This window comes from Microbacterium testaceum StLB037 (assembly GCF_008763945.1).
GTDB lineage: Bacteria > Actinomycetota > Actinomycetes > Actinomycetales > Microbacteriaceae > Microbacterium > Microbacterium testaceum_G.
Window position 1 is genome coordinate 1,175,491 of record NZ_VTQH01000001.1, and the last position, 21,143, is coordinate 1,196,633.

Annotated in this window: 26 protein-coding genes; 19 read left to right on the forward strand and 7 right to left on the reverse strand. The window is 70.1% G+C overall.

Annotated features, from left to right (window positions below; translation table 11 throughout):
* Window positions 1–11 precede the first annotated feature (11 nt).
* Window positions 12–440, reverse strand: a complete 429-nt coding sequence (gene arfB, locus F9B98_RS05445) for an alternative ribosome rescue aminoacyl-tRNA hydrolase ArfB (RefSeq protein WP_150953944.1) — start codon at window positions 438–440, stop codon at window positions 12–14.
* A gap of 396 nt (window positions 441–836) precedes the next feature.
* On the opposite strand from arfB, the gene F9B98_RS15870 reads away from it, so the two are divergent.
* Genes F9B98_RS15870 through F9B98_RS05475 form a run of 8 tightly spaced genes read left to right on the forward strand, consistent with a single transcriptional unit; the run spans window position 837 to window position 8,835 of the window.
* Complete coding sequence (locus F9B98_RS15870; RefSeq protein ID WP_191966677.1) at window positions 837–977, forward strand: hypothetical protein; 141 nt, start codon at window positions 837–839, stop codon at window positions 975–977.
* The gene (gene kdpF / locus F9B98_RS05450; RefSeq protein ID WP_103211052.1) at window positions 974–1,063 is read left to right on the forward strand and encodes a K(+)-transporting ATPase subunit F; all 90 of its coding nucleotides are present in this window, start codon (window positions 974–976) and stop codon (window positions 1,061–1,063) included. Before F9B98_RS15870 ends, kdpF begins: the two co-directional genes overlap by 4 nt.
* Before the next feature lie 3 nt (window positions 1,064–1,066).
* Window positions 1,067–2,749 carry a potassium-transporting ATPase subunit KdpA gene (gene kdpA, locus F9B98_RS05455; protein WP_150953947.1) on the forward strand — a complete coding sequence of 561 codons (1,683 nt, stop codon included), beginning with the start codon at window positions 1,067–1,069 and terminating at the stop codon, window positions 2,747–2,749.
* A gap of 2 nt (window positions 2,750–2,751) precedes the next feature.
* Window positions 2,752–4,884 carry a potassium-transporting ATPase subunit KdpB gene (kdpB, locus tag F9B98_RS05460; RefSeq protein ID WP_150953950.1) on the forward strand — a complete coding sequence of 711 codons (2,133 nt, stop codon included), beginning with the start codon at window positions 2,752–2,754 and terminating at the stop codon, window positions 4,882–4,884.
* An 11-nt stretch (window positions 4,885–4,895) separates the two neighbouring features.
* On the forward strand, window positions 4,896–5,480 hold the full coding sequence (gene kdpC / locus F9B98_RS05465) for a potassium-transporting ATPase subunit KdpC (protein WP_150953953.1): 585 nt from the start codon (window positions 4,896–4,898) through the stop codon (window positions 5,478–5,480).
* An 18-nt stretch (window positions 5,481–5,498) separates the two neighbouring features.
* Entirely contained in the window at window positions 5,499–5,648 is a 150-nt protein-coding gene (locus F9B98_RS15875; RefSeq protein ID WP_191966678.1) for a hypothetical protein, read from the forward strand.
* Window positions 5,645–8,167: an ATP-binding protein gene (locus F9B98_RS05470; protein WP_150953956.1), complete on the forward strand. Its 2,523-nt coding sequence runs from the start codon at window positions 5,645–5,647 to the stop codon at window positions 8,165–8,167. The genes F9B98_RS15875 and F9B98_RS05470 overlap by 4 nt, the downstream gene beginning before the upstream one ends.
* Window positions 8,164–8,835, forward strand: coding sequence for a response regulator (locus F9B98_RS05475; RefSeq protein ID WP_150953959.1), 672 nt, complete (start codon window positions 8,164–8,166; stop codon window positions 8,833–8,835). The genes F9B98_RS05470 and F9B98_RS05475 overlap by 4 nt, the downstream gene beginning before the upstream one ends.
* 270 nt (window positions 8,836–9,105) lie before the next feature.
* On the opposite strand, the gene F9B98_RS05480 is transcribed toward F9B98_RS05475, so the two are convergent.
* Window positions 9,106–9,582 (reverse strand): hypothetical protein, encoded by a 477-nt coding sequence (locus F9B98_RS05480; protein WP_150953962.1) that lies wholly within the window; start codon window positions 9,580–9,582, stop codon window positions 9,106–9,108.
* 215 nt (window positions 9,583–9,797) lie between these two features.
* On the opposite strand from F9B98_RS05480, the gene F9B98_RS05485 reads away from it, so the two are divergent.
* The 3 genes from F9B98_RS05485 to F9B98_RS05495 all read left to right on the forward strand — a co-directional run bounded on the left by F9B98_RS05485 (window position 9,798) and on the right by F9B98_RS05495 (window position 12,173).
* Window positions 9,798–11,039 carry an aminotransferase class V-fold PLP-dependent enzyme gene (locus tag F9B98_RS05485; protein WP_150953965.1) on the forward strand — a complete coding sequence of 414 codons (1,242 nt, stop codon included), beginning with the start codon at window positions 9,798–9,800 and terminating at the stop codon, window positions 11,037–11,039.
* On the forward strand, window positions 11,036–11,491 hold the full coding sequence (sufU, locus tag F9B98_RS05490; protein WP_150953968.1) for a Fe-S cluster assembly sulfur transfer protein SufU: 456 nt from the start codon (window positions 11,036–11,038) through the stop codon (window positions 11,489–11,491). The genes F9B98_RS05485 and sufU overlap by 4 nt, the downstream gene beginning before the upstream one ends.
* A gap of 238 nt (window positions 11,492–11,729) precedes the next feature.
* Window positions 11,730–12,173, forward strand: coding sequence for a hypothetical protein (locus tag F9B98_RS05495; RefSeq protein WP_150953972.1), 444 nt, complete (start codon window positions 11,730–11,732; stop codon window positions 12,171–12,173).
* A 131-nt stretch (window positions 12,174–12,304) separates the two neighbouring features.
* Here the strand turns inward: F9B98_RS05495 and F9B98_RS05500 are convergent, their stop codons facing one another.
* Together F9B98_RS05500 and F9B98_RS05505 are read right to left on the reverse strand one after the other, a co-directional pair.
* Window positions 12,305–13,282 carry an SRPBCC family protein gene (locus tag F9B98_RS05500; RefSeq protein ID WP_150953975.1) on the reverse strand — a complete coding sequence of 326 codons (978 nt, stop codon included), beginning with the start codon at window positions 13,280–13,282 and terminating at the stop codon, window positions 12,305–12,307.
* Window positions 13,283–13,300: 18 nt separating this feature from the next.
* Window positions 13,301–13,675, reverse strand: coding sequence for an ArsR/SmtB family transcription factor (locus tag F9B98_RS05505; protein ID WP_150953978.1), 375 nt, complete (start codon window positions 13,673–13,675; stop codon window positions 13,301–13,303).
* Between the two features lie 299 nt (window positions 13,676–13,974).
* On the opposite strand from F9B98_RS05505, the gene F9B98_RS05510 reads away from it, so the two are divergent.
* The 7 genes from F9B98_RS05510 (at window position 13,975) to F9B98_RS05540 (ending at window position 17,638) form a co-directional block, all read left to right on the forward strand.
* Complete coding sequence (locus tag F9B98_RS05510; RefSeq protein WP_150953981.1) at window positions 13,975–14,238, forward strand: hypothetical protein; 264 nt, start codon at window positions 13,975–13,977, stop codon at window positions 14,236–14,238.
* Window positions 14,235–15,587: a putative T7SS-secreted protein gene (locus F9B98_RS05515; protein WP_150953984.1), complete on the forward strand. Its 1,353-nt coding sequence runs from the start codon at window positions 14,235–14,237 to the stop codon at window positions 15,585–15,587. The genes F9B98_RS05510 and F9B98_RS05515 overlap by 4 nt, the downstream gene beginning before the upstream one ends.
* A gap of 169 nt (window positions 15,588–15,756) precedes the next feature.
* The gene (locus tag F9B98_RS05520) at window positions 15,757–16,017 is read left to right on the forward strand and encodes a hypothetical protein (RefSeq protein WP_150953987.1); all 261 of its coding nucleotides are present in this window, start codon (window positions 15,757–15,759) and stop codon (window positions 16,015–16,017) included.
* Window positions 16,018–16,100: 83 nt separating this feature from the next.
* Window positions 16,101–16,520, forward strand: coding sequence for a hypothetical protein (locus F9B98_RS05525; RefSeq protein ID WP_150953990.1), 420 nt, complete (start codon window positions 16,101–16,103; stop codon window positions 16,518–16,520).
* A 15-nt stretch (window positions 16,521–16,535) separates the two neighbouring features.
* Window positions 16,536–16,820, forward strand: coding sequence for a WXG100 family type VII secretion target (locus F9B98_RS05530; RefSeq protein ID WP_150953993.1), 285 nt, complete (start codon window positions 16,536–16,538; stop codon window positions 16,818–16,820).
* A 134-nt stretch (window positions 16,821–16,954) separates the two neighbouring features.
* A complete protein-coding gene (locus F9B98_RS05535) occupies window positions 16,955–17,374 on the forward strand; it encodes a hypothetical protein (RefSeq protein ID WP_150953996.1) in 420 nt (139 codons plus the stop codon).
* Between the two features lie 33 nt (window positions 17,375–17,407).
* Window positions 17,408–17,638, forward strand: a complete 231-nt coding sequence (locus F9B98_RS05540; protein WP_150953999.1) for a hypothetical protein — start codon at window positions 17,408–17,410, stop codon at window positions 17,636–17,638.
* Window positions 17,639–17,764: 126 nt separating this feature from the next.
* Here the strand turns inward: F9B98_RS05540 and F9B98_RS05545 are convergent, their stop codons facing one another.
* Window positions 17,765–18,838 carry a DUF4241 domain-containing protein gene (locus tag F9B98_RS05545; protein WP_150954001.1) on the reverse strand — a complete coding sequence of 358 codons (1,074 nt, stop codon included), beginning with the start codon at window positions 18,836–18,838 and terminating at the stop codon, window positions 17,765–17,767.
* Window positions 18,839–18,847: 9 nt separating this feature from the next.
* Entirely contained in the window at window positions 18,848–19,597 is a 750-nt protein-coding gene (locus tag F9B98_RS05550; RefSeq protein ID WP_150954004.1) for a DUF429 domain-containing protein, read from the reverse strand.
* A gap of 83 nt (window positions 19,598–19,680) precedes the next feature.
* Between F9B98_RS05550 and F9B98_RS05555 the strand changes: the two genes are divergently transcribed.
* A complete protein-coding gene (locus F9B98_RS05555; protein ID WP_150954008.1) occupies window positions 19,681–20,052 on the forward strand; it encodes a hypothetical protein in 372 nt (123 codons plus the stop codon).
* Window positions 20,053–20,056: 4 nt separating this feature from the next.
* Here F9B98_RS05555 and F9B98_RS05560 read toward each other — a convergent pair whose 3' ends face one another.
* Window positions 20,057–21,139: a citrate/2-methylcitrate synthase gene (locus F9B98_RS05560; RefSeq protein WP_150954011.1), complete on the reverse strand. Its 1,083-nt coding sequence runs from the start codon at window positions 21,137–21,139 to the stop codon at window positions 20,057–20,059.
* Window positions 21,140–21,143 lie beyond the last annotated feature (4 nt).

Sequence of the window (21,143 nt, forward strand, 5' to 3'; positions counted from 1 at the left end):
ACGAGGCGCGCTCAGTCGGTCGGGCGCCGGCGCATCTTCTTCACGTCGGTGCGGCGCTGCTTGGCCTGCAAGCGGCGCTCAGTCGACCCACGCGTGGGCTTCGTCGCTCGCCGCGGTGGGGCGGGCGGGCGCACGGCATCGGCGACCAGGGCGGCGAGCCGGGCCCGCGCGGCGTCGCGATTGCGCAGTTGCGCCCGATGTTCCGAGGCCGCGATCGTCAGCACGCCGTCGACTAGGCGGTCGCCGAGTCGCTCGAGCACCCGCTCGCGCTGAACCCGCGACAGAACGGCCGAGCGGGCGGCATCCCATATCAACTCCACCCGCGAGTCGGCCGTGTTCACGCCCTGACCGCCCGGGCCCGACGAGCGCGAGAACCGCCACGACAGCTCCGCCGCGGGGATGGTGAGCCCCGCGGTCACGCGCACGTCCGTGTCGGCCATGCCTCCATCATGCGTCGGTGGGCCCTGTGGAGAGGTAGCCCTCGCGATAAAACGCAGGACATCCGGCCCTCGCGGTGCCGATCCCGCACGGCCGACGGCATCCGACCGCCGATACTCCCGCGTTGCGTCGTCCCCTCCGCGGTGAACCGTCCCGGACGGCTCCGGCATCCGGGACGGCGCTCCGGCTCCGGTGCGTCCACCTCACCCCGTACGAGTAAGCACCCCGTGCGCGTGAGCGCTCCGTCCCCGTAAGCACCCCGTATGCGTCCGTCGGCGACCCGTAGGGAAAGCGTTAGGACGCCCGGATGCCACGACCCGGCGGAGTTGTATCGACACACGTAGCCGCCCCGCGGCGCCCGCGGATCCCCGCGGTACAGACCCGAACCTGGAGTCGTCGTGCTCGATGTCGTCTTCCTCGCCGTGACCGTCGCGCTGTTCGCGCTGGTCGCGCTCGTCGCCAAGGGGGTCGAGAAGCTGGGCCCCGAGGCCCGCCCCTCGTCCGCCCGCCCGACCTCACGAGGGGGCGAGCAGTCGTGATCGTCTTCTCGATCCTCGCCGCGGTCCTCGCGGTCGCCGCCGTCGTGTACCTCGTGGTCGCGCTCGTGCGTCCGGAGAAGTTCTGACCCATGGATTCCGGAACCATCTGGTCGATCGTCCTGACAAGCCTCACGCTCATCGTCGCCCTGGGCCTGGCGTATCGCCCCCTCGGTGACTACATCGCCCGCATCTACACCGGCGAGCGCGATCTCGCCGTCGAGCGCGGCACGTACCGCGTGATCGGCGTCGACCCCCGCAGCGCCCAGACCTGGCAGGCGTACCTGCGCTCGGTGCTGCTGTTCTCGTTCGTCGGCGTCGTGTTCGTCTACGCGATCATGCGCCTGCAGGCGGTGCTGCCGCTCTCGCTCGGCTTCGACGCCCCGAGTGAGGCGCTGTCGTTCAACACCGCGGTGTCGTTCGTGACGAACACCAACTGGCAGTCGTACGGCGGAGAGACCACCCTTGGCTACACGGTGCAGTTCGCCGCGCTGACGGTGCAGAACTTCGTCAGCGCCGCCGTCGGCATCGCCGTCGCCGTGGCCCTCGTGCGCGGCTTCGCCTACCGCCGCAGCGGCGTGATCGGCAACTTCTGGGTCGACCTCGTCCGCGGCACCTACCGTCTGCTGCTGCCCTTTTCGATCGTCGCGGCCGTCGTTCTGCTCGCCGGTGGCGTGATCCAGAACCTCTCCGGATTCACGGATGCCACGACGGTGGCGGGAGCGGCACAGTCCATCCCCGGTGGCCCGGTGGCCTCGCAGGAGGCCATCAAGCTCCTCGGCACCAACGGCGGCGGCATCTTCAACACCAACTCCGCCCACCCGTTCGAGAACCCCACCCCCTGGACGAACCTCTTCGAGATCTTCCTCATGCTCGTGATCCCGTTCTCGCTCCCCCGCGCCTTCGGTCGGATCGTCGGCGACAACCGCCAGGGTTACACGATCCTGGGCGTGATGGGCGCGATCTTCGTGGCATCCGCGGCCCTGCTCACCTGGGCCGAGCTGGCCGGTGGCGGCACGGCCCCGACGCTCGCGGGCGGCGCGATGGAGGGCAAGGAGGTGCGCTTCGGCATCTTCGGCTCGACGCTCTTCGGCACCACCAGCACGCTCACCTCGACCGGTGCCGTCAACTCGATGCACGACAGCTACACCGCTCTCGGCGGCATGATGCCGATGATCAACATGATGCTCGGCGAGATCGCCCCCGGCGGCGTCGGCTCGGGCCTGTACGGCATGCTCATCCTCGCCGTGATCGCCGTCTTCGTCGGCGGCCTGCTGATCGGTCGCACGCCCGAGTACCTGGGCAAGAAGATCGGGCCGAGGGAGATCAAGCTCGCGAGCCTGTACATCCTCGTCACGCCCACGCTCGTGCTCGCCGGAACCGCTCTGAGCTTCGGGGTTCCCGGCATCCGAGACGATGTCGAGAGCACGTCGATCCTCAACCCGGGCGTGCACGGCCTGAGCGAGGTGCTCTACGCCTTCACCTCGGCGGCGAACAACAACGGCTCCGCCTTCGCCGGTCTCACCGCGAACACCCCGTGGTTCAACACCGCGCTGGGCGTGGCGATGCTGCTCGGCCGGTTCCTGCCGATCGTGTTCGTCCTGGCCCTGGCCGGTTCTCTCGCTGCCCAGGATGCCGTGCCCTCCACCGCCGGAACGCTGCCGACGCACCGCCCGCAGTTCGCGGGTCTGCTCGCCGGCGTGGCCGTGATCGTCACGGCGCTCACCTACTTCCCGGTCCTCACCCTGGGGCCCCTCGCCGAAGGACTCTCCTGATCATGTCCGCCACCCTGACCCACGACCCCGCGCCCGTCGAGGCGCCCGCCGCCCCGCGCCGCGCGTTCAGCGCCGCGCAGGTCGTCGCCGCCCTGCCGGGCGCCGCGAAGAAGCTCAACCCCGCCGCGCAGTGGCGCAATCCCGTGATGTTCCTCGTCTGGGTGGGCGCCGCCCTGACGACGCTCATCGCGATCGCCGAGCCGTTCCTCGGCGGCTCCGACGGGTCGCTCCCCTTCGGCTTCACCTGGGGCATCGCCGTGTGGCTGTGGCTCACGGTGTTCTTCGCGAACATCGCCGAGTCGGTCGCCGAAGGCCGCGGCAAGGCGCAGGCGGCGACCCTGCGCAAGACGCGCACGACGACCTCGGCCCGCCGCGTGGTCGCGTACGCGGCCGACGACCCCGGGGCTCGAAACGCCGCCACCGAGGACGTCCCCTCGGGCGACCTCCGCGTCGGCGACATCGTGCTGGTCGAGACCGGTGAGCTCATCCCCGGCGACGGCGACATCGTCTCGGGTATCGCGACGGTCGACGAGTCGGCCATCACGGGCGAGTCCGCCCCGGTCGTGCGCGAGTCGGGTGGCGACCGCAGCGCCGTCACCGGCGGCACGCGCGTGCTGAGCGACCGCATCGTGGTGAAGATCACCTCGAAGCCGGGCGAGACCTTCGTCGACCGCATGATCGCCCTGGTCGAGGGCGCGTCGCGTCAGCGCACACCCAACGAGATCGCGCTGAACATCCTGCTCGCGAGCCTGTCGATCGTCTTCGTCGTCGTGGTGCTCGTCCTGAACCCGATCGCCTCCTACGCGGCATCACCGGTGTCGATCCCGGTCCTGGTCGCGCTGCTGGTCTGCCTGATCCCCACGACCATCGGGGCACTGCTGAGCGCGATCGGCATCGCCGGTATGGACCGCCTCGTGCAGCGCAACGTGCTCGCGATGTCGGGCCGCGCGGTCGAGGCCGCGGGAGATGTCACGACCCTGCTGCTGGACAAGACGGGCACCATCACCTACGGCAATCGCCGCGCCTCGGCCTTCGTTCCTCTCGACGGCGTCGGCGGCCCCATGCTCGCGGAGTACGCCTCGCTGTCGTCCCAAGCCGATCCCACGCCCGAGGGCGTCTCGGTGGTCGAGCTCGCCGCGGCCCAGGGCATCGTCGCCGAGATGCCCCGGGGTGCGGAGCCCGTGCCCTTCACCGCCCAGACCCGTATGAGCGGCCTCGACCTGGTCGACGGCACGCAGGTGCGCAAGGGCGCCGCATCGGCCGTGGTGGCCTGGCTCGCGGCATCCGGTTCCCCCGTTCCCGAGGCTCTGCGGGCTCAGCTGCAGAGCGAGACGGATGCCATCTCTCAGTCGGGCGGCACGCCCCTGGTCGTGGCGACTCTCGGCGCGGGGCAGGGCCGCGTGCTCGGTGTCATCCACCTCAAGGACGTCGTCAAGGACGGCCTACGCGAACGCTTCGGCGAGCTGCGCGCGATGGGGATCCGCACCGTGATGATCACGGGCGATAATCCCCTCACCGCCAAGGCGATCGCCGCCGAGGCGGGCGTCGACGACTTCCTCGCCGAGGCCACGCCCGAAGACAAGCTCGCCCTCATCCAGCGCGAGCAGGAGGGCGGCAACCTCGTCGCGATGACCGGCGACGGCACGAACGACGCCCCCGCGCTGGCGCAGGCCGACGTGGGCGTCGCGATGAACACGGGCACCTCGGCCGCGAAAGAGGCCGGCAACATGGTCGACCTCGACTCCGACCCGACCAAGCTCATCGACATCGTGCGCATCGGAAAGCAGCTGCTCATCACGCGCGGAGCCCTGACCACGTTCTCGCTCGCCAACGACATCGCGAAGTACTTCGCGATCATCCCGGCGATGTTCATGGGCGTGTTCCCGGGACTTGCGGCGCTGAACGTCATGGGGCTGCACTCCCCGGCATCCGCCGTCACGAGCGCGATCATCTTCAACGCGATCGTGATCATCGTGCTCATCCCCCTCGCCCTGCGCGGGGTGACCTACCGCGCCGCGAGCGCGTCGAGCATCCTCAGCCGCAACCTGCTCGTCTACGGGCTCGGCGGCGTCATCGTCCCCTTCATCGGCATCAAGCTCATCGACCTCGTCGTGAGCCTGCTCCCCGGTTTCTGAAAGGCCCCGTCATGCGCACCACCCTGCGTACCACCGCCGTCGCCGTCCGTGCGATGGTCGCCTTCACCCTGCTGCTCGGCGTGGGATACATGCTGCTGATCACCGCCGTCGGCCAGGTCGTCCTGCCGTTCCAGGCGAACGGGTCGCTCATCGAAACCGCTGACGGACAGGTCGCCGGCTCCCAGCTGATCGGGCAGTCGTTCCAGGATGCCGACGGCACCGCGCTCCCGCAGTACTTCCAGTCGCGTCCGTCCGCCGCGGGCTACGACTCCTCGGCCTCGACCGGCACCAACCTGGGCCCGGAGAACAGCGCCCTCATCGCCTCGATCGAGGAGGGCCGGAGCACGTTCGCATCGCTGAACGGCGCGGGCTCCATCCCCGCCGACGCCGTCACCGCCTCGGGCTCGGGCCTCGACCCCGACATCTCCGTCGAGAACGCCGAGCGCCAGGTCGAGCGGGTGGCGCAGGCCCGCGGTATCCCGTCGTCCGAGGTCTCGGCCCTGGTGGCGGAGCACACGCTCCCGCGCGATCTGGGATACCTCGGCGACCCGCGCGTGAACGTCGTCGAGCTCAATCGCGCGCTCGACGCCCGCTGAGAGACGAGAATCGCTGTCATGACCCTGTCGCCCGCCGCCGCCGTCGCACCCACCGTGCGGCGGCGGCGCGGTGTGCGCGAGGCGGTGGCCGAGCCTGTCGAAGCGTCCGCGGGGGTCCCGGGCTTTCCGACGAACTCTGCGACCCGCGACCTGAGGAGCGCGGCGTGAAGCGCGGTCGGCTGCGCGTGCTGCTGGGCATGGCGCCCGGCGTCGGCAAGACGTACGAGATGCTCGAGGAGGGCCGCCGGCTCCGCTCCGAGGGGCACGACGCCGTCATCGCGATCGTCGAGACGCACGGCCGCGCCGCCACCGCAGCGCAAGCCGAGGGCCTCGAGGTGGTGCCGCGCCGAGCCGTCGCGCACCGGGGGGTCGCGCTCGACGAGATGGACCTGGATGCCGTTCTCGAGCGGCATCCGCGCATCGCCCTCGTCGACGAACTGGCGCACACCAACGTCCCCGGCTCGCGCAACGACAAGCGCTGGACCGATGTCGAAGAGCTGCTCGATGCCGGCATCGACGTGATCACGACCGTGAACGTGCAGCACATCGAATCCCTGAACGACGTGGTCGAGAAGATCACCGGCGTCGTGCAGCGCGAGACGGTCCCGGATGCCGTGGTCCGAGCGGCCGATCAGATCGAGGTGGTCGACCTCGCACCGCAGTCCCTGCGCGACCGTCTCGCGGCGGGGTCGGTGTACCCGGCGGAGCGGATCGACGCCGCCCTGTCGAACTACTTCCGCCTCGGCAACCTCACGGCGCTGCGCGAACTCGCGCTGCTGTGGCTGGCCGACGAGGTCGACTCGGCGTTGCAGCGATACCGCACCGAGCACGGGATCGAGGGGTCGTGGCAGGCGCGCGAGCGCGTGGTCGTGGCCCTGACCGGCGGCCCCGAGGGCGAGACGCTGCTGCGCCGCGGGGCCCGCATCGCGGCGCGATCGGCGGGCGGGGAGCTGCTCGCGGTGCACGTGTCGACGCAGGACGGACTGCGCGCGAGCGCGCCCGGCGCTCTCGCGGAGCAGCGCGCGCTCGTCGAGACCCTCGGCGGCACGTACCACCAGGTCGTGGGTGACGACGTGGCCACCGCCCTGGTCGACTTCGCGCGGTCGGTGAACGCCTCACAGCTGGTCATCGGCGTGAGCCGTCGCGGGCGGCTGGGTGCGGCCCTGACCGGTCCGGGCATCGGGTCGACGGTGATCCGCGCCTCGGGCGACATCGACGTGCACATCGTGAATCACGCGCGCGCGGGCGGGCGGTTCGCCCTCCCCCGGCTCGCGGGCCCCGCGCTGAGTGCGAAGCGGCGCATCCTCGGGTTCGTCACCGCGCTGGTCGGCGGACCGCTGCTGTCACTGCTCATGATCGCGACCGGTTCCGACGAATCGATCACGGCCGACGTGCTGGCGTACCAGCTGCTCGTCGTCGTCGTCGCGCTCGTCGGCGGCATCTGGCCGGCGGTCTTCGCGGCCGTGTTGTCGGGCGTCACCCTCGACTTCCTCTTCATCGCGCCGATCTACACGATCACCATCAGCGACCCCGCGCACGCGCTGTCGCTGACCCTCTACGTCGTCATCGCCGTCCTGGTCAGCGTCGTGGTCGACCAGGCCGCCCGCCGCGCGCGGGCCGCACGCCGGGCGGCAGCGGAGTCCGAGATGCTGGCGACGATCGCCGGCAGCGTGCTGCGGGGAGAGAGCGCGGTGCCCGCTCTGGTCAGCCGGGCCCGAGAGGCTTTCGGTCTGGCCGGAGTGCGCCTGATCGCCGCCGACGGGTCGGTGCTCGCCACCGACGGAGAGCCGGTGCGCGACGATCGCGCGGTGTCCGTCCCCGTCGGCGACGGCCGCGCGACCCTCGAGCTGCACGGCGGCGACCTCGACGCCTCGGAGCGCCGTCTGCTCGACGTCGTCGTCGCGCAGCTCGCGGCCGCCCTCGAGCGCACCGATCTCGCCGAGACGGCCGCCGAGGCCGGTGCCCTCGCCGAGACCGACCAGGTGCGCAGCGCCCTGCTCTCGGCGGTCAGCCACGATCTGCGCCGGCCCCTGGCCGCCGCCGTCGCCTCGCTCGGGGGCCTGCGCGCTGCGGGCGACCAGCTGTCGGACGACGACCGGCGCGAACTGCTCGAGACCGCCGACGAGAGCCTCGCGACCCTGTCGGTGCTCGTCACCGACCTGCTCGACGTCAGCCGCGTGCAGGCGGGCGTGCTCGCGGTCTCGCTCACGCCGACCGACGCCGCGGGCGTCGTGCTCATGGCCCTCGACGAGCTCGACCTGGGTCCCGACGACGTCGAGCTCGCCCTCGACCCCGACCTGCCGATGCTCAGCGCCGACCCCGTGCTGCTGCAGCGCGTGCTCGTCAACGTGCTCACCAACGCCCAGCGCTACACGCCCGACGGCGAGCGCGTCCGCATCGCCACGAGCCGCCTCGGCGGCACCGCCGAGATCCGCGTGATCGACCACGGGCCGGGCATCGCCGCCGACCGCCGCGAGGACATGTTCTCGCCCTTCCAACGCCTCGGCGACACCGACAACACCGCCGGTCTTGGCCTCGGCCTCGCGCTCTCGCGGGGCTTCGCCGAGGGGATGGGCGGAACACTCACACCGGAGGACACCCCCGGCGGCGGCCTCACCATGGTCGTGGCACTGCCCGTCGCGGATGCGGAGGTCATGGCATCCGGAATCTCGAGGAGGACGCCGTGAAGGTACTCGTCGCCGACGACGACCCGCAGTTGGTCCGCGCTCTGCGCATCACGCTCGCCGCGCACGGTTACGACGTGGTCGCCGCGGCCGACGGCGCCGCCGCGATCACCCTCGCCGCGCAAGCGCACCCCGACATCGTGCTGCTGGATCTCGGGATGCCGCACCTCGACGGCGTGCAGGTGATCCACGCGCTGCGCGGGTGGACGACCGCGCCGATCATCGTCGTCTCGGGCCGCACCGGCTCGGCCGACAAGGTCGAGGCGCTCGACGCCGGCGCCGACGACTTCGTGACCAAGCCCTTCCAGATCGACGAGCTGCTCGCGCGTCTGCGCGTGCACGCGCGCCGGTCGGTGCCCTCGGCGGGAGACGCCGTGGTGCGCTTCGGCGACGTCGAGGTCGACCTCTCGGCCAAGGCCGTGCTGCGCGCGGGCGCACGCGTGCACCTCACGCCGACCGAGTGGCGGATGCTGGAGTTCCTCGCCCGCAACCCGGGGTCGCTCGTGACGCGGCAGACCCTGCTCAAGGAGATCTGGGCCAGCGAGCAGGTCGCCGACTCGGGCTACCTGCGGCTGTACATGTCGCAGCTGCGCAAGAAGCTCGAGGCGGATCCCTCGAACCCCGTGCACCTGCTCACGGAGCAGGGGATGGGGTACCGGCTGGTCGTGTGAGCGGCGCTCGGGCCACGCCGACCTCCGGGGCGGCGCGGCGCGATGTGCCGCGCTCCGGAGGACTCGAGCCGCAGCGGCCCCTCCGCCGCTCGTGAACCCGCGAACGCCCGCACCCACCGGAGCCCGGAACGCCCACCTAGGCGCACCGAACCGGAACCGAGCAGCCTCGCCCGTCCCCGGCATCCCACGCCTCGTCGTCGCCCTCCGCCGCCAGGAACTCCGCTTGCACGCGGGCGCACCGCGATGCGAAGACGATCGAGTGCAACAGCATCAGCGCAGTTCCCCGACCGTGTGGCATCCGGGACAGGGGAAGGCGATGCGGTCGCCGGCGCGGACGTCGCCGGGCAGCACGACTGTGCCGCACGGCTCTTCCCCGTGGGCGTCGACGACGGCGAACGGTTCGTCGTAGGCGTGGGACACCCGACCGATCAGCCGCGCCTCGCGCCAGACCGCCTCGAGTCCCGCGACGCAGGCGTCGAGGCGCAGGGTGTCGGGCGAGGCCTCGGTCACCGTCGCCACCACGACGGTCGTCGACAGAACGGCGGATGCCACCCCGCCCGACGCCGGGATCACCGCGGGGCCCGTGCAGACGCAGGGCGTGCCGCAGATGTCGGCGTAGCGACCGACCGACATCGCCCGCACGGTGACGTCGTCGAGCGTGGGCGCGGAGCCGGCGGGCCAGGCCGCGGCGTCGAAGGGCGCCGGGATGCTGGAGCGGAGGGTGGGGAACAGGGTCGTGAGGGTCATGGCATCCGGTCTACGCCGCGTCGGCGGCCGCATCCGTCGCGCTGACGGTTCCCGAACGGCCACGGTCCCGTTCCTCACTGTTCGCTTGCGAAGCGGGCGTGTGGGCCCCGACGGCGGGAGCAGCCTCGGGCCGCGGAGCCCGCCCACCCCCCGCACCAACCGGCACGGACCGCCCGCACGGCACCCACCCACCCTCCGCGACGTAGCCTGGAGGGGTGAGCCTCCCCTTCGACGTCGCCGCCGTGCGCGCCGACTTCCCGATCCTCGAGACCGAGATCGACGGCCGGCCCCTGGTCTACCTCGACTCCGGCGCGACGAGCCAGAAGCCGCGCGCCGTGCTCGATGCCGAACGCGAGTTCCTCGAGCGGGCGAATTCCGCCGTGCACCGCGGTGCCCACACCCTCGCGGCCGAGGCCACCGAGCTGTTCGAAGACGCCCGCGTCACGGTCGCCGAGTTCGTGGGCGCCGAGCCCGAGCAGCTCGTCTGGACGAGCGGCGCCACCGCCGGACTCAACCTCGTGGCGGGCTCTCTCGGGTACGCCGGACGCCTCCGCGAGGGCGACGAGATCGTCGTGACCGAGGCCGAGCACCACGCCAACCTCATCCCCTGGCAAGAGCTCGCCGCACGCACCGGCGCGCGCCTGCGCCACATCCCCGTGCTCGACGACGGCATGCTCGACCTCCACGCGGCGGCCGACCTCATCGGCGAGCGCACGAAGGTGGTCGCCTTCCCGCACGTATCGAACGTGCTCGGCATCGTGAACCCCGTCGCCAAGCTCGTGACCCTCGCTCGCGGTGTCGGCGCATTGACGGTGCTCGACGCGTGCCAGTCGGCACCTCACCTGCGCCTCGACCTGCCGGCATCCGGAGTCGATCTCGCCGTGTTCTCGGGCCACAAGGTCTACGGGCCGTACGGCATCGGGGCGCTCTGGGGCCGCGACGAGGTGCTCGAGGCACTGCCGCCGTTCACCACCGGCGGGTCGATGATCACCACCGTCACCCTCGACAAGGCCGAATACCTGCCCCCGCCGCAGCGGTTCGAGCCCGGCACGCAGCCGGTGTCGCAGGCGGTCGCCCTCGCCGCCGCGGTTCGCTGGCTCGGCGCGCACGACCTCGACGCCGCGCACTCGCACGAGGCCGCGCTCGAGACGCGCATGCGCGAGGGGCTGCGGTCGATCGACGGCATCCGTCTTCTCGGAGACACGGATGCCGCGGAGCGCGTCGCCCTGCAAGCCTTCGAGGTCGAGGGTGTCCACGCACACGACGTGGGTCAGTTCCTCGACTCGCGCGGCGTCGCCGTGCGCGTCGGACACCACTGCGCGCAGCCGCTTCACCGCCGGTTCGGCATGACCGCGTCTGTGCGCGCGAGTGCCGCCATTCACACCACGGAGGCCGAGATCGACACCTTCCTCGACGCCGTCTCGGGCGTGCGCGGGTTCTTCGGAGCGGGCGCATGAGCGGGCTCGAGTCGCTGTACCAGGAGCTCATCCTCGACCACGCGAAGAACCGCCGCGGCTTCGGCCTGGCCGACCCCGGCGCGCGCAGCGCCACCGTGCACCAGCGCAACCCCATCTGCGGCGACGAGATCACGCTGCGGGTCTCGGTCGAAGGCGAGCGCATCAGGTCGGTGACGTGGGAGGGCGCGGGCTGCTCGATCTCGCAGGCGTCCGCGTCGATGCTGGCGGCGCTCTTGCAGGAAGACGGCGGAGACGAAGGGATGCCACGCGCCGACGCCGAAGCCCTGATCGCGTCGTTCCGCGAGTCGCTGCGGTCCCGCGGCAAAATTCCCCTCGACGAGGAGACCTTCGCCGACGCCGCTGCCCTGTCGGGGGTGTCGAAATTCACCGCGCGCGTGAAGTGCGCGATGCTCGCGTGGGTCGCCCTCGAGGAGGGGCTGCGGCAGGCCTGAGGGCCGCACAACCTCAGCGATCCGCGCAACCTCAGTCGGCATCCGCCCGGCCGAACTGAGATTGCGCGAATCACGGAACCTTCGCGGCTCCCCCGCCCCCGCCCCGCACAACCTCAGCAATCCGCACACCCTCAGTCGGCATCCGCCCCTCCGAACTGACACTGCGCGAATCGCGGAGACTACGCGCGGCCCCAGGCCCGCGCTAGCCTTCCGGCAGGCGAAAAGAGAGGCGGATGCCATGGCCACAAGCGGAGCAGGATTCAGCGACGAAGAACGCGCGGCGATGAAGCAGCGCGCCGAGGAGCTGAAGGCCATGAAGGGCCTGAAGGGCGCGGCGAAGCTCGAGAAAGAGAACGAGGCCTGCCTCGAGGCGATCGACAAGCTCGAGGGCGTCGACCGCGCGGTCGCCGAGCGCCTCCATGTCATCGTGCTCGAAGAGGCCGCGCACCTGAACCCGAAGACGTACTACGGCTTCCCGGCGTATGCGAAGGACGGCAAGGTCGTCGTCTTCTACCAGCCGACCTCGAAGTTCAAGACGCGTTACGGCACGGTCAGTTTCGACGACAGCGCGCAACTCGACGACGGGCCGATGTGGCCGGTGTCGTTCGCGGTGGTCGAGGTGACGGCCGAGGTCGAGCAGCGTATTCGCGAGGCCGTGCGCCGGGCGGCTCCGGCGGCCTGAACCGGGCCGCCCCGCTCGCAGAACGGCGCGAAGCTCGCAGAATTTCGGCGGAATTCTGAGATAAGGGTGCCATTCTGCGAGCTACCGCCCGCGCGCGTGGCGCCCGCCGCGCCACCCCGCCGCGGCCCCGGTCACCCGAGAACGACCCGCTCCATCCGCCGGAAGCTCTGCTCCATCCCCTCGACCATCCCCGTGGCGAGCACGGCGTCGCGGGTCTCGGCATCCGGATACTCGATCAGCAGGGTCACCAGCGTCGCCCCGTCCTCCTCGTAGAGCGACAGGTCGTTGATCGTCGAGGGGTAATCGGTGCCGGTCATGTGCTCGGTTTGCACCATGCGGCGCGGCTCGTCGAGCAGCAGGATCTCGCCGTCGAAGCCGAAGGCCTCGCCCTCGGTGCCGGGCTCGGGCTCCCACGCGATGCGGTACGCGCCGCCCTCGCGCCGGTCGACCTCGCGGTGGGTCATGCGCCATCCGTCGGGCCCGAGCATCCACCGCCGCATCAGCTCGGGGTCGACGTGGGCCCGCCAGACGAGCTCGCGCGGTCCGTCGATGAGCCGCGTGATGCGCACGTGCTGGTCGTCGAGGATCTCGAGCCGCGTGCCCTTGCCCTGCGCGAACTCCCGCAGCCCCTGCAGGACCGCGTCGAGCTGGTTCATCGCGAGGGTCGAGCCTTCGACGGCGCCCATCGCGACGACCTGCTCCAGTGCCGCGGCCGATGCGAAGTGACTGACGTTGGTGAGGCGCGAGCCCTCGGGGGTGGCGACGAACGAGAACACCATGCGCATCGACGGCATACCCTCGATGGGGTTGCCGTCCTCGTCGGCGAAGGCGTCGATCACCTCGAAGCCGCGCGGCTCGTCGATCGCGGTGAACTCCCACGAACCGCCGGCCCGCTCCCGCTGGGGCGAGGTCATGTGGTACTTCGCGTACCCGCCCACGCGGAAGTCGAAGGCATCGAAGGTCGCCGGCCACCCGGGAGGACCCCAGAAGCGCTCGAGCTGGCGCGGGTCGGTGAACACGGCCCACAGCCGCTCGGGGCCGACCGGAAAGTCGGCGACCAGGGTCATGGTGAGCGCTTCGGCGTCGCTCTCGACGGATGTGACGGGCATGACGACTCCTTCGTCGGTTCAGTTCTCGGTGGGTTCGGAGGGAGGGAGGGATGCCGGCACCCCGGCGTCCTCGAGCAGGATCGCGTCGAGCCGGTCGATGCGGCCGCGCCAGAGGTCTTCGTACGAGCGCAGGAGCTCCTGCACGCGGGCCAGGGCGGAGGGGTCGGCGGCCACGAGTCGCACCCTCCCTTCCGCGCGCTTGGTGATGAGCCGCGCGTCGGCGAGCACGGCGATGTGCTTGGACACGGCGGCGAACGACATCGCGTACGCCGCCGCGAGCTGCGTCACCGACTGCTCGGAGACCAGCGTGCGCCGCACGATGTCGCGCCGGGTCGCGTCGGCGAGGGCGTGGAAGACCCGGTCGATGTCGGCGTCGCTCTGTTGTTCAACCATTTGGTTGCAAAATAACGTGGAGTGCAGCGTTCCGCAAGGGCGCCAGTGTTCGATCGGGTGAACGAGCGCACTCGGATGCTGCTGTGAACCAGCCGGATGGGAGGATCGGGCGCCGCCCGGTCCTCCCGACGTTCGCACCGACAGCGAACCTTTTGGGCCCTCGGTTCGGACGAGGCGCCGGCGCTCCTCCGCCTCGCGCGGGTGATTCACGGGCGCCGTCGCGGTGAAATCAGCGCTCGCGTCCGCTCCCGCGGGGCACGCTGGCTACTGCCCATATACCGTCACCGAGGGGGGTAGTCATGTCGATGTTCTCCGTGGAACCCGCGGCCTTGCGCGCGGCGGCGAAGCAGCTGAGTGGCGCGAGGCAGGCTGAACGTACTCCGCAGTGGCCGCCGCTGCCAGACTTCGGGGAGCAGGTCCTCCAGGCTGCCGCCCGAGCCTTCGCTCAGAATGTCGTTCCGGTGTGGTCAACCCGGGCGGAAGAGTTCGACGAGGTTGTGGAGCGATTGCTGGCGTCCGCTGACGCATACGAACAAGCGGATCTCGACGGGGTTCCTCGATGACGGAACTCGGCACGACGCATGACCCCGTCGCATTGATTCCGGGCTCGCCCGATGGCATCGCAGATGCGGCAACGGCTTGGCGCGCCGCCGGCCAGAGCGCGTCGCGGCTCAGCGAGTCGGTTTTCAGAGTTTCCCCCGCGGACTCTTGGACGGGGTCGTCGGCGGAAGCGTTCGAGCACCGCCGGACGGCTATCGCCGACAGCTGGGCCGCGATGGGTGAAGCACTCGCTTTGAGCGCGGCAGCGTGTGACGCCTACGAGGCCACGCTGCGTTGGGCGCAGAAACAGGCAGCCGAGGCGATCCGTCTCTGGAACGAGGGCCAGGCGTCCACGCGGAACGCGCTGATTGCTCATCGCGAGCAGGAGAGAAGTGCGGGCGGACTGTCCATCGTGCCGACCTTCGTCGACCCGGGCGACGCCGCTCGGATCGCAGCCGCCGAGGTCCTGCAGACGGCGCGCGCGGCGGTGCAAGAGGCCGCGTCCGCGGCAGCCAAGCAGCTCCGGATCGCGCGTGAGGCAACTCCGGAGAAAGGACTTTGGGGAATCTTGCTGACCGGAGGACCAGCGCTCGCTCTGACGGATCAAACTCCCCGAGCCATATCCGACCAACTAGTGATGTCGATCCTCAAGCGCTTGTCGCGACCCGACGATGAACGAGTCGCAGAACTCTTGAAGCTGCACCCCGAATGGGTCTCGCTGCTCAGAGATCATCAACCCGCTCCTGAGGTGCTTGCGAAGTGGTGGAGCGATCAAGATCCCACCGTGCAGCATGCTTTGCTGTCCTCCGCCCCCGCGATACTGGGTTCGCTGGGCGGCCTCCCTCCTGCTGTCCGCGTGGCAGCGAACAAAGCGAATGCGGCCGCTCGAATCGACGTCATCGAAAGCGCTCTCGAGGCCTCGGACGTCACCAGCGACGACCGTGCCGCACTGGAACGAGAGCGCCAATACCTCGTGGACGCGGTCAATGGTGAGGTGCAGCTCTACCTGTTCGACCCCGAGCGTGATGCCATCATCGAGATGGTCGGCCAGCTCTCCGACACGACATCAGCCGCTGTGACATACGTCCCGGGGACTTTCACCACGATGGACAGCTTCTACCAGGAGCAGGTGCAATCGGTCGCCGGGTGGCTGAATCGACAAGATCCGAAAATCGTGGCGTTCGTGTGGAAAGAGGGCACGTTCCCCGGGGGGGGGCACATCGCCGTTGGGGTCGGGAGTTCTCGTCGACTCTCCCGCTGCGGCCGGATTCTTGGAGGCGAACGACCCGAAACTCGCGGATGGGCAGGCCAAGCTGCTGGCCGAGTTTCAGCAAGAGATGAGAGTCTCAGACGCGCGACTCTCTGGGGTTGAACAGGTCGGCATGGGTCACTCGTGGGGGCTCGTTCCGATCACCGGCTCCGAAGCGGACGGTGTTCATTATGATCAGGTGCACTCGCTGGCCGGCGCCGGAATGCCACCGGGGTGGGCGCCCGCTCCCGGCACTTCTTACGATCATTGGGGCTACACGGACGCACTGAGCATGGCTCAGCAGCTGGGGGTGGTGTGGGATGGGCAGAATCCGAACACGAATGCCGCTTTCGGCTCCCATGTCTACGCGAGAGACGGGGACTTCGCGTTGCCTATCGGGGACCCGTCGGTCCCTCAGGTGTACGGAATGGGCGCAGAACAGCCGACGTTCCGTGGCTCCGTTTCACCAGCGGAGAATCACAACCTGATCGCGAGCGACCAGTCGGAAAACCAGAAGGCCCTGGAAGACATTCTCCGAGAGGTGATCCAATGAGACGAGGACTTGGGCCCCTGATCTTCGGCCTGGCCATCACAGGTGCGCTCAGCGGCTGCTCGACGACGACAAGTGGGGGCACGGTGGACGAGACCTTGGACGTGTACGGCGCTAAGGCGGTTGCGCAATCGATGGAGAACGAGTTGGCCGGCTATGTACCTGCCGGCAGTGTGTCATCAGCGGAGCAGCTTGACAAAGGTATCCTGCTGAGCTGCGGCCCCGACGGCGTGTACCAATGGACGGGACACAACTATTTGACTCTCTCCGGTCCGATCGATGTTCAGGAGACGGTGGACGAGATCGCGCAGACCTTCGCGAGCAAACCGACGTTCGCGGCGCAAGTCGAGATGACGCGAGACGGTGCACCTCGCGCGCGGGTGGTGGGTCCCGCTGGCTCGTCCTACTCGCTCACCCTCAGCGTCGATCGCTCCCGCATCGAGATCTTCTCCTTCTCGCCGTGCTTCCGGCTGCCCGATGACATGAGCCGGCGCGCAGATTACTGAGCGGGGAGAGTGCACATGCAGATCAAGCTCGACCCCGCGAGGCACCGCTCGTTTCTCGACGAGATCAACGCGAGCATCTCGGCCATAGACGGCGAGTTGAGCCGCCTCGATGCATCAGTGAAGACGCTCCAGTCGGCCTGGTCCGGAGAAGCGCGCGATGCCTATCGCGTCGCTCAATCGGAGTGGTCCCGTTCGATGCGCGAGCTGCGCGCGTCACTCGATCATGCACGCGAGGGGGCTGCGGACGCGGGAAGTAAGCTGCGGGCCGCCGACGAGGGTGTTCGCGGACTCTGGGATTGAGGCCCCAGCCAGAAGACCTCGGAAGACGCGCTTCGAAAGGTGATGCAGTGAGACGAGGACTCAGCCCCCTGATCTTGGCTCTGGTCCTTACCGGTGCGCTCAGCGGGTGCGCGACAGCGACGAGCGGGGCCGCGGTGGACGAGACCCTGGACGTGTACGGCGCGAAGGCGGCCGCACAGTCAATGGAGAACGAGCTAGCGAGCTACATCCCGGCGAGCAGCGTGGCCTCGACAGAGCAACTCGACAAGGGCATCCTCTTCAGCTGCGGCACTGACGGAATCTATCAATGGACCGGGCACAACTACCTGACTCTTTCCAGCCCGGTCGACGACAAGAAGATCGTGGACGAGGTGGTGGCAGGATTCGCTGATCGGCCGCCATTCTCGGCGCTGGCAGACACAACATACGACGGCGCCCCCTCCGCGGTCGTCGTGGGGCCCGCAGGCTCGTCTTACTTGCTCACGCTCAGCGTTGATCGCTCCCGTATCGAGATCTTGTCCTTCTCGCCGTGCTTTCGGCTGCCCGATGACATGAGCTCGTTCGCGGAGTATTGAACGGGGAAAGTGCACATGACGCTTTCTAGCCCGGTGGACGACAAGAAGGTCGTGGACGAGGTGGTGGCAGGATTCGCTGACAGGCCGCCATTCGCACCGCTGGCCGACAAGACACACGACGGCGCGCCCTCCGCGCTCGTCGTGGGTCCCGCAGGCTCGTCTTACTCGCTCACCCTCAGCGTTGATCGCTCCCGCATCGAAATCTTCTCGTTCTCGCCGTGCTTCCGGCTGCCCGACGACATGAGTCGGCGCGCAGACTACTGATCAGCAAGAATCCTCAGGGGCTCTGCGATGACGCCATCAGTGCCGGCACCCTCGCTTCGCCCGGCCCCGAGGACCACACGCTGGCGGCCGCGAAGAGCGGCCACCCGCAGGATCACGGCCCACAGGTCAGAGGTGCCGCCAGTTCCCCTCGTGATCCGCGGTGACGAGCACCAGGAAGTCGACGACCAGCTGGGCGACCGCGCCCGTCTCATCGAGTCCCCAGTACACCGGGTACTGGCCGTCGCCGTACCCGGATTCCGCGACGATCCCCACGTCGTGGGAACCGAGCGCGAGCTCCTGCACGCTCGGCGACGGCGCGTGCATGTACTCGGTGAACGCCGCTGCCTTGGCCCGGCGGCTCATCGTCGCGTACGCGGGCAGGTCGACGATGCAGGCGGAGCCGGCGTCGACGCCGAAGAAGTGCCCCGGGCCGGACGGCAGATCGGCGGGATGCCAGGTCACCGGCATCCGTTCGCTGAAGCGCACCCGCAGGACGGCGTTGCGACCGAAGCCGGTCATCCGCTCGACGGGGTACGACCCCGGGGCCACGCTGCGGGCGAGGGGGCGCGCGTCGTCGTTGTCGTAGCCGAAGTCGAGCACCGCGAGCACGCCCGATGAGGTGACGAGCGTTCCCACCGGCGAGATGCGCACCTCCGATGATTCCTCGCTGCGCCGGTGGACGACCGTGCGCTCGGTGAAGTTGCGGACCTCGTCGAGGCCGCGCTGCTCGTCGGGCAGGTCGTCGAGGCGAGCGTCCGGCGTCGCGTCGGCGGCGAGGGCGCGAGCCTGCTCCGCACCCGAGAACGGGGTCCGCGGATCGTCGAAGTGCTGCTCGATCGAGCTGATCTTCCACCCGCGCCCGTCGCGCTCGAGAACGTCTTCGTGCTTCTTACGCGTCTGCGATTCGATCATCTCGGTCAGCACGAACGCGCGGTCGCCCTCGACCTCCGAACGCACGATCCGTTCGACGGCCACCCCGTACTGCGGCGGCGTCCCGAAAGACGAGTCCAGGCGAACGCGGTCTCCGGCGACGTGATCTCGCGTCAGGGGAATCGTGAGATCCCGCCATTCGGCGAACGCATCGCGCCTCGTGGCGCGGTCCTCGAACGCGGGCGCCGCCCGCCGCCACTGCGCGTCGTAATCCTCAAGAAAACGCTGCACGCGCTTCTCGGCCGCCTTCGCCCCGCGATCGCCCCACATGCCGCCAGCCTAGGTCGCCGCAAGTCCCTCGAACGGTCCGTCCGGCAGCACGACCCACCCCTCCCGCCGGGCGACGGAGAGCATTCCGGATGCCGGACGCTCGAACGACCCGAGAGCTCCGGCGCGCGTGGCCAGAGCGGCGATGACGGCGTCGAACGCGTCGGCCTTCGAGATCGCGAGAGAGCCGAACCCGCCGAGGTCGAGCCACGGCGCGCGCCGGGTCAGCGCGTCGAGCAGAACGGCCCGGCGGGTGGCATCCACTCGGTATCCGCTCGTGTCGAAGCCCCACAGGCGCAGCGATCCGCCGGGGTAGACCTCGAAGAGGCGGCCCTCGGCCGCGCGGTCGACGGGGAATCCGACCTCGGCGAGCCGCCGCAGCAGTCCCGCACCGCGCAGCGCCGTGACCCCCAGCCGGTCGGTCGAAACGCTCAGCGGCCAGCGGCCGATGCGCTCGCGCACGACGTGGTCGGTGTGGCGGTAGACGAGCGAGCGACGCCAGTCCGCACCGCCGTCCACCGGTCCGAGCAGCGGGTCCCCGTCGGCGTGATGCGCCTGCACGAAGTCGACGAAGGCGTCCGGCCAACCGAGGGGGCAGTCGACGCCGAGCCACGCATCGCCGGAGGAGACGGATGCCACGATGTCGGCATCCTGGATCCCGATCTCCAACCGCGTGAGCCGGGCCGCGCCGTCGGACCAGACCATCTCGGCGAGGGCGGTGCCGGGGGCACCCGCGGCCAGGTCGACTCCGACAATTCTCATCCCGTCGAGCCTATGCGCCGTCGCTGGGTGCGCGGCCCGTCAAGACCTCCCCGATTGCCCCCGCGACCTGGGAGGATCGGGGCATGGCAGACGACGACCTCCCCGATTCGCTGGAACCGGCCGTCGACATCCCTCCGCGTGAGGAACCGCCGGCACCTCCGACGCCCAAAGGCGACCTGCGCGTGGCCTCGGTCGTCGCGATCGTCACCGGCGTCGTCGTCATCGCCTGGTACCTCTTCATCGCTACGGCGAGCACGATCGCCGAGATCGAGAACCTGCCGGTCATCCAGATCGGCATGTGGGTGCTGGCGCTGGTGTCGTTCGTCTGCGGCATCGTGAGTCTGAATGCGCGCATGGCGCGCGAGCTCGCCGCCGCGGGGTTCATCGCGGGGGTCGCCGCGGGACTGCTGTCGGTGACGATCGGGCTGTTCAGCGGCCTCGAGCTGCTGGGCTGACCGCTCAGCCCGCGAACGGCCGCCCCACGTAACGCGCCGCCGGCCGGATGATCTTCGGATCCCGCGCCTGCTCGAGCACGTGCGCGGTCCAGCCGATGGTGCGGGCCAGGGCGAAGGTGGGGGTGAACATCGCGCGCGGGATGCCGCACTGCTCCATCACCACGGCCGCGTAGAACTCGACGTTCGCGTGCAACGGCCGCTCGGGCCGGCGCTCCGCGAGCTGCCGCTCCGCTTCGTGCTGGAAGGCGAGCGCCTGGGCGACGCGGTCACCGCCGAGGCCGAGCGCGACTTCGCGCAACAACTCGGACCGGGGGTCCGCGGTGCGGTACACAGCGTGCCCGAAGCCCATGAGCCGGTGCCCCGCCTCGAGCTCCCCCGCGATCCAGGCGGCCGGGTCGCCGCCCGCGCGGTCGAGGCTGTCGAGAGCGCGGGCCGGAGCCCCGCCGTGCAGGGGTCCCGACAGCGCGCCGAGCGCGCCGGAGAGACAGGATGCCAGGTCAGCCCCCGTCGACGCGATGACCCGGGCCGTGAAGGTCGAGGCATTGAAGCCGTGGTCCATCGCCGCGATGAGGTAGGCCGACAGCGCGCGCTCGTGTTCCGCGTCGGGCTCGCGGCCCGTCACCCGCTCGAGGTAGTCGGCCACGACGCCTCGCCCGCTCGGGGCTCCGGGCGCGAGGGCGAGCGGGGCCAGGGCGGCGCAGGCGATCGCCTCGTCGAGCCGCGCGTCGGGAGCGAGGTCGTACAACGGCGCCGAAGAGCGAGCGGACGCCACGAGCGTCCACACGGCGCGCAACGCCGCCAACGGCTGATCGGTGCGGGCCGTGACCGCAGCGATCAGCTCGGGCAGGGCGGGATCGGCCTGGGCCGCCGCGACGCGGGCGGAGAAGGCGGCTCGGGTCGTGGCATCCGGAATCTTCCCCACCACCAGCAGGTGCCAGACGTCTTCGAACGACCGCGTGCGCGCCAGATCCACCGCCGAAAAGCCGCGGTAGTGGTAGACGCCGGCGTCGCCGTCAACGTCGCTGATGGTCGTCTCGGCCGCGACGACGCCGTTCAGGCCGCGGGGCACATCGATCAGATCGCTCATGCGC

Bases quoted from the DNA above. Each gene is read 5' to 3' on its own strand.
- arfB (WP_150953944.1), bottom strand. From the start codon at position 440: ATGGCCGACACGGACGTGCGCGTGACCGCGGGGCTCACCATCCCCGCG.
- kdpA (WP_150953947.1), top strand. From the start codon at position 1,067: ATGGATTCCGGAACCATCTGGTCGATCGTCCTGACAAGCCTCACGCTC.
- kdpB (WP_150953950.1), top strand. From the start codon at position 2,752: ATGTCCGCCACCCTGACCCACGACCCCGCGCCCGTCGAGGCGCCCGCC.
- kdpC (WP_150953953.1), top strand. From the start codon at position 4,896: ATGCGCACCACCCTGCGTACCACCGCCGTCGCCGTCCGTGCGATGGTC.
- F9B98_RS15875 (WP_191966678.1), top strand. From the start codon at position 5,499: ATGACCCTGTCGCCCGCCGCCGCCGTCGCACCCACCGTGCGGCGGCGG.
- F9B98_RS05480 (WP_150953962.1), bottom strand. From the start codon at position 9,582: ATGACCCTCACGACCCTGTTCCCCACCCTCCGCTCCAGCATCCCGGCG.
- sufU (WP_150953968.1), top strand. From the start codon at position 11,036: ATGAGCGGGCTCGAGTCGCTGTACCAGGAGCTCATCCTCGACCACGCG.
- F9B98_RS05495 (WP_150953972.1), top strand. From the start codon at position 11,730: ATGGCCACAAGCGGAGCAGGATTCAGCGACGAAGAACGCGCGGCGATG.
- F9B98_RS05500 (WP_150953975.1), bottom strand. From the start codon at position 13,282: ATGCCCGTCACATCCGTCGAGAGCGACGCCGAAGCGCTCACCATGACC.
- F9B98_RS05505 (WP_150953978.1), bottom strand. From the start codon at position 13,675: ATGGTTGAACAACAGAGCGACGCCGACATCGACCGGGTCTTCCACGCC.
- F9B98_RS05510 (WP_150953981.1), top strand. From the start codon at position 13,975: ATGTCGATGTTCTCCGTGGAACCCGCGGCCTTGCGCGCGGCGGCGAAG.
- F9B98_RS05515 (WP_150953984.1), top strand. From the start codon at position 14,235: ATGACGGAACTCGGCACGACGCATGACCCCGTCGCATTGATTCCGGGC.
- F9B98_RS05520 (WP_150953987.1), top strand. From the start codon at position 15,757: ATGGCTCAGCAGCTGGGGGTGGTGTGGGATGGGCAGAATCCGAACACG.
- F9B98_RS05530 (WP_150953993.1), top strand. From the start codon at position 16,536: ATGCAGATCAAGCTCGACCCCGCGAGGCACCGCTCGTTTCTCGACGAG.
- F9B98_RS05545 (WP_150954001.1), bottom strand. From the start codon at position 18,838: ATGTGGGGCGATCGCGGGGCGAAGGCGGCCGAGAAGCGCGTGCAGCGT.
- F9B98_RS05550 (WP_150954004.1), bottom strand. From the start codon at position 19,597: ATGAGAATTGTCGGAGTCGACCTGGCCGCGGGTGCCCCCGGCACCGCC.
- F9B98_RS05555 (WP_150954008.1), top strand. From the start codon at position 19,681: ATGGCAGACGACGACCTCCCCGATTCGCTGGAACCGGCCGTCGACATC.
- F9B98_RS05560 (WP_150954011.1), bottom strand. From the start codon at position 21,139: ATGAGCGATCTGATCGATGTGCCCCGCGGCCTGAACGGCGTCGTCGCG.